This window comes from Asanoa sp. NPDC050611 (assembly GCF_040654855.1).
Classification (GTDB): Bacteria; Actinomycetota; Actinomycetes; order Mycobacteriales; family Micromonosporaceae; genus Asanoa.
In genome coordinates this window covers 1-5,361 of record NZ_JBFAIU010000437.1, presented here as the reverse complement: position 1 = coordinate 5,361, position 5,361 = coordinate 1, and the positions used below count along the sequence as shown (strand labels likewise).

The window sequence follows — 5,361 nt, the reverse complement described above, 5'->3', positions numbered from 1 at the left end:
GAACCCGGATCAGCTCGAACACGATCCGCAACCCGATCTCGCTGACGACGATCGCACCATGGGACCGTCGGCGGTGGCTGGAGCGGCGTTCGGATCGCCACCGCCGCCGTCGCCGGAGCCGCCGGAACCGCCGCCGTTGCAGGCGGCGACCGCGGACGCGACGACCAGGGCGATCGCGAATCCGGACCAGCGCCGGACCCGTCGCTGTGGTCTTGCCATATCCGAATCTCCCTTCCGGGGCCAAGCTAGCGTTTTGTGATCAAGGGATCTAGCTGGTCTTCTAGCTGGTCGCGACCGCCCCGCCGCCCTTGGCGGCCGACTCGTAGCCCGCGGCGATCACCCGCAGGCAGGCGAGCCCGTCGTCGAGGGTCGGGCCGAACGGGCGCAGGCCGGCCTGTGCGCGGTGGAGGTAGGACGCCACCTCGCGCTTGTAGTGGTGGGTGTGCGGCGGCCAGGAACCGTAGTCGTGGGGCTCCGTGGCGTCCGGTTCGATGTGCGGTGTCGTCCAGCCGCGGTAGAGCGGGTCGTCGCCCGACCGGTAGACCTCGACCCGCGGGAACGGATCGGTCGCCCGCATGACGAGCGTGCCGTCCGTGCCGTAGATCTCCAGGTTGTTGCGCATCCCGATGTCGGCGGACAGGCTCCAGACGGTGCCGATCTCGCCGAGCCCGCCGTCGGCGTACCGCAGCAGGGCCACCGCGATGTCCTCGCCGTCCAGGTCGGGCTTGTGCCGGTTGGCCGTGAACGCCGACACCTCGGTGATCTCGCCGACCAGCCAGCGCAGCAGGTCGATCCCGTGTGAGCCCTCGTCGATCCAGGCGCCACCGCCGCCGAGCACCGGGTCGTTCATCCACGCGGTCATGTCCGGCGGGCAGCCGATCTCCGCGATCCCGGCCAGGCCGATGAAGCCGCGGGTCAGCAGGATCCGGCCGAGCACGCCGGAGTCGACGATCTTCTTGGCGCGGTCGGCCTCCTTGGAGAAGCGGCTCACGAACGCGGCGGTGCCGTCGACGCCTGCGCTCCGGACCGCCTCGGCCATGGCCGTCGCGTCGGCCACCGTCGTGGCGATCGGCTTCTCGCAGAACACGTGCTTGCCGGCCTCGGCCGCGGCGATCACCTGCTCCGCGTGGCGGCTGTTCTCCGAGTGCACCATCACGATGTCGACGTCGTCGCGGGTGACGAGATCGCGCCAGTCGTCGACGAACGTGTCCACGCCGTGCCGCCGCGCCGCCGCCCGGCCCCGTTCCTCGTCGTCGTCGGCGATCGCGACGACCCGCGCGCCGGGGATCTCGGCAATCGCCTTCGCCCGGAACTCCGCGTGCACGTGGGCCCAGCTGATCATGCCGATCCGCAGGTCGGTCATCGTGTCGTCTCCTTGATCTCTTCCCGGCGGCCGCTGGCCACGGATCGGTATGCCGCGTCGACCACGGCGAGCACGTCCCGGCCCACCTGGCCGTCAGACAGCGACGGCGCTCCGCTGCGGAGGCAGTCGAGAAAATGGCCGAGCATCGCCAGATGTCCGTCGGCGACCAGGCCCGGGATGGGCAGCGGGTACGACCAGCCGGCGGTGTCGTTGACGAGTTGGAGGGGCTGGCGGTGGAGGTTGTCGACGAGGATCCGGCCCTTGGTGCCGAAGATCTCGAAGCGCGAGTCCATCGCGCCCTTGAGGCTCCAGCTGTCCTCGCACTGGCCGATGACGCCGTTGGCGAACCGCAGGGTGAGCACGGCGGTGTCCTCGGCCGTCGTCTTCTTGCCGTGCACGAAGGTGCCCGCTTCCGCGTACACAGTGGATACTGGCGCCTTCGCGAAGAAACGACAGAACTCGAGGCTGTGTACGGCCATGTCGAGGATCGCACCGCCGCCTGATCGTTCGGGGTCGAAGAACCATGGCGAGTGCGGCTCGCCGATGCCCTCGCACGCCTTGACGCGGAACACCGTGCCGATGCCGCCTGCGTCGACCACCTTGCTCGCCTCGTGGAGCGCGGGGATGAACGGCACGTTCTCGGCGTAGAACAGGCGGGTGCCGGCTTCCTTGACGGCGGCGAGCATCCGGTCGGCCTCGGTCAGGTTGCGGGCCAGCGGCTTGATGCAGATGGCGTGCTTGCCGTGCGCGGCGGCGATCTCGACGGCCTTCAGGTGGACGTCCGGTGGGGCGACGATGTCGAGCACGTCGGTGTCCGGGTCCGCGGCGGCTGCCGCGATGTCCGTGAGCGCCTTGGCCTTTACGGTCGCGGCGGCCCGCTCGGCCGACTCCTGGCTCGTGGCCACGACGCTGGTGATCCGCACGTCGGGGAGTTGAGCGAGGGCGGGCAGGTGCATCTCGCGTGCCCAGAAGCCGGCTCCGATGACGCTGACGCCGATCACGGCTTGACCACCGTGCCCTCGTCGAGGGAACGCTGGGCGGCGAGGACCAGGGCGAGGGCGTCGCGGGCCTGCCGTGGCGTGGCGGCCTGCGTGCCGTCGACCCGGCCGGTGATGCGGTCGGCGAAGTACTGCTGCTCGCCGCGGTAGCCGTAGTCCCAGACCAGGTCGGGGTACGCCCAGCCGTGTGCCTTTTCGAAGGTGCGCATCGCCTGCGCGTGCACGAGGTCGACGGCGGCGCCGCCCTTGCTGCCGTACGCCTCGATGGTGAAGTTGCCGTGTCCCGCGGTCCAGGTGACGTACATGCTGGTGACGACGCCGGTCTCGTGCGTGACGGTGACGGTCGCGTTGTCGGGGCTGCGGTGCCGCTTGGCGCCCTCGAGCACGTAGGCGCCGCCGGCCGTGTAGACCGTGGCGGCCGGGCCGAAGAGCCACTGCACCAGGTCGCCGAAGTGCACGAGCGTGTCGAGGATGACGCCGCCGCCCTGGGCCGGGTCGTAGAACCAGTCGTTCGTCGGCTCCCAGCCGAACACGGCCGCGCGGGCGGCGATGGGGTCGCCGAGCTCGCCGTCGGCGAGGCGCTGCTTGAGGCCGGGCAGGGGCGGGGTGAAGCGCAGCATGAAGCCGTGCTGGAGGATCCGGTCGCTGTCGGCCGCGGCCTCGACGACCCGGTCCGCGTCGGCCAGGGTGAGGCTGATCGGCTTCTGGCAGAAGACGTGCTTGCCGGCTCGGAGCGCCTGGATGGTCTGGTCGGCGTGGACGGCATTGGGCGAGGCGAGCAGGACGGCGTCGATCGTGTCGTCCTGGAGGATCTTGTCCAGGCCGTCGGAGATCCTGAGGCCGTAGTCCTTCGCGAAGGCTTCCGCGGCTGCCGTGTTCGGGTCCGTGCAGGTGGTCAGGCGTGCGCCGGAGACGTGCCGGTAGGCCTCGGCGTGGACCCGCGCGATGCGGCCGGTGCCGACGACTGCGACGTTGACGGTCATCGGGTCGGCTCCAGCGGGAACGTCACGCGGGTGCCCGTTTCGGCGGCCTGATAGGCACCGATAATCATTTCGAGCGCCTTGAGGCCGTCGTACGCGGTGGGCAGGTCCGGATCCGGGTTCCTGGTGGTGATCCAGTCGCGGAAGCCGAGCAGGAGGTCGCGGTAGCAGGCCTCGTAGCGCTCCTCGCCGACCAGGTCGATGTAGCGGCGGCCGACCCATGGCTCGTCGATTCCCTGGATCGCCGTCTGCGGGCTCTTCTGGTAGTGCAGTTCGATCTCGCCGCGCGTGCCGCTGAGCTCGGCGTGGTCGGGGGACGAGAGCGGGCCGAAGTAGTCGGCGGCGTGCCAGGTGCTCTCCACGGTGACGATGGCGCCGGTGTCCAATGTGTACGTCGCGATGCCGTAGTCCTCGACGCCGAGGTCCTTGTAGGTCAGCGCGCCGATCTGGCCCGTGACGTTGACCGCGTCGGCCTTGAAGAACCAGCGGAAGAAGTCGGTGAAGTGCACGCCGTGGTCGAGGAAGCCGCCACCGCCGCCGCGCACGGGGTCGGCGTACCAACCCTGCTCGGTCGTCTTGGGTGAGTCGGTGATCGCGCCGACCGGGAAGCGGATCGAGTAGAAGCCGGAGACGAGGTCGCCCACGGCGCCTTGGCGGACCGCGTCCAGCGCCTGGCGGTAGACCGGCAGGTAACGCAGCAGGTAGGCCATCATGACCGGGACCCGCTCCGCGGCGTCGACGATGCGGCGGGCGTCGGCCATGGTCGTGGCGATCGGCTTGTCGAGCAGCACGGGCTTGCCGGCCGCGGCGGCCAGCTCGACGTGGTCGGCGTGGGCGGAGGTGTAGGACGTGACGATCACCGCGTCGACGTCGTCGCGGTTGATCAGGTCGGCGTAGTCAGCGGTCCAGACGCCGTCCGTGTAGTCGGCGGCGAACTCCTTGGCCAGGTCGGCGCGCTCGTCGGCCACGCCGACCAGGCGCAGTCCGGGCAGCCCGCGGCGCAGATAGTCGGCGAACGGGTAGGCGTGGTAGTGGTTGTGCAGGCCGACGATGCCGATGCCCAGGTCAGACACAGACTTTCTCCCTTGCCGGTCGGTACGCAACCGGTTTACGCAACCGGTTGCGTTATCTTGGGCCCGAGGGTTCGATGGGCACAAGAGGTTGCGAGAAGATTTCTGTTCGTGGCCTGGTAGCGTTGCGCCGCAACAGCGCAACCGGTTGCGTAGATCTTGGAGGCCGGCGTGACCGCCGCGAAGAACGACAGACTCACCATCCGCGACATCGCGGCGCTCGCCGGCGTCTCGGCCGGCACCGTCTCCCGCGCGATGAACGGCCAGCCCGGCGTGGGCGCGGCGACGCGGGACCGGATCTCGGAGATCATCGCGGAGCACGGCTTCCGGGTGGACCCGACGGCCCGCCAGCTGTCGACGGGCCGCAGCCGCACACTGGGCGTGCTGTTCCCGCTGCACGCGTCGGAGGTCGTGCTGCACCCGGTCTACCCGGCGTTACTGGGCGCGTTGGGTGACGCCGCGGAGCGAGCCGGTTACGACCTGCTGCTGCTGACGATGTCGGGCCAGAAGTCAGCCCACGTGCTGGACACCGTGAGCCGGCGCCGGGTCGACGGCGTGGTCCTGCCCGCGGCGGGAGCCCGCGACCCGATCATCAAACAGCTGGTCGGCCTGGGTGCGCCCACGGTGCTGATCGGCCACCGCAGCAAGCTCCCGGGCGTGGGCTGGGTGGACTGCACCCACGACACCGCGGCGACGGAACTCACCGACCTGATGATCGCGGGTGGCCGCCGCTCGCTGGTGCTGATCAACGGCCCGACCCACGTGTCGGCCTGCAAGCTGCGCTCGACCGGCTTCTGGTCGGCGGTGAAGTCGGCGGGCATCCCGGGCGCCCGCGAGGTGTCGGTCCCCTTCGACACGGCCGCGGCCACGTCGACGGCCCTGGACCAGCACATCGGAATATAACACTACTGAACTACAATCACACGCATATATATCTCTTATTTCGTCTT

Annotated in this window: 6 protein-coding genes; 2 read left to right on the top strand and 4 right to left on the bottom strand. The window is 69.9% G+C overall.

What is annotated here, in order from left to right; translation table 11 throughout:
* Nucleotides 1-259, top strand: a 259-nt coding sequence (locus AB0H87_RS37455; RefSeq protein WP_360157109.1) for a hypothetical protein, incomplete at its 5' end; no start/stop codon positions are given.
* A gap of 21 nt (nt 260-280) precedes the next feature.
* On the opposite strand, the gene AB0H87_RS37450 is transcribed toward AB0H87_RS37455, so the two are convergent.
* Genes AB0H87_RS37450 through AB0H87_RS37435 form a run of 4 tightly spaced genes read right to left on the bottom strand, consistent with a single transcriptional unit; the run spans nt 281 to nt 4,414 of the window.
* Nucleotides 281-1,363, bottom strand: a complete 1,083-nt coding sequence (locus AB0H87_RS37450) for a Gfo/Idh/MocA family oxidoreductase (RefSeq protein ID WP_360157106.1) — start codon at nt 1,361-1,363, stop codon at nt 281-283.
* Nucleotides 1,360-2,364: a Gfo/Idh/MocA family oxidoreductase gene (locus tag AB0H87_RS37445; RefSeq protein WP_360157103.1), complete on the bottom strand. Its 1,005-nt coding sequence runs from the start codon at nt 2,362-2,364 to the stop codon at nt 1,360-1,362. Before AB0H87_RS37445 ends, AB0H87_RS37450 begins: the two co-directional genes overlap by 4 nt.
* Nucleotides 2,361-3,344, bottom strand: a complete 984-nt coding sequence (locus tag AB0H87_RS37440) for a Gfo/Idh/MocA family oxidoreductase (RefSeq protein ID WP_360157100.1) — start codon at nt 3,342-3,344, stop codon at nt 2,361-2,363. The genes AB0H87_RS37445 and AB0H87_RS37440 overlap by 4 nt, the downstream gene beginning before the upstream one ends.
* On the bottom strand, nt 3,341-4,414 hold the full coding sequence (locus tag AB0H87_RS37435) for a Gfo/Idh/MocA family oxidoreductase (protein ID WP_360157097.1): 1,074 nt from the start codon (nt 4,412-4,414) through the stop codon (nt 3,341-3,343). The genes AB0H87_RS37440 and AB0H87_RS37435 overlap by 4 nt, the downstream gene beginning before the upstream one ends.
* Before the next feature lie 168 nt (nt 4,415-4,582).
* Here AB0H87_RS37435 and AB0H87_RS37430 point away from each other — a divergent pair, with 168 nt between their 5' ends.
* Nucleotides 4,583-5,314, top strand: coding sequence for a LacI family DNA-binding transcriptional regulator (locus AB0H87_RS37430; RefSeq protein WP_360157094.1), 732 nt, complete (start codon nt 4,583-4,585; stop codon nt 5,312-5,314).
* The last annotated feature ends 47 nt before the right edge of the window (nt 5,315-5,361 follow it).

Coding starts and splice junctions, on each gene's coding strand:
- AB0H87_RS37440 (WP_360157100.1), bottom strand. CDS start 3,344: ATGACCGTCAACGTCGCAGTCGTCGGCACCGGCCGCATCGCGCGGGTC.
- AB0H87_RS37450 (WP_360157106.1), bottom strand. CDS start 1,363: ATGACCGACCTGCGGATCGGCATGATCAGCTGGGCCCACGTGCACGCG.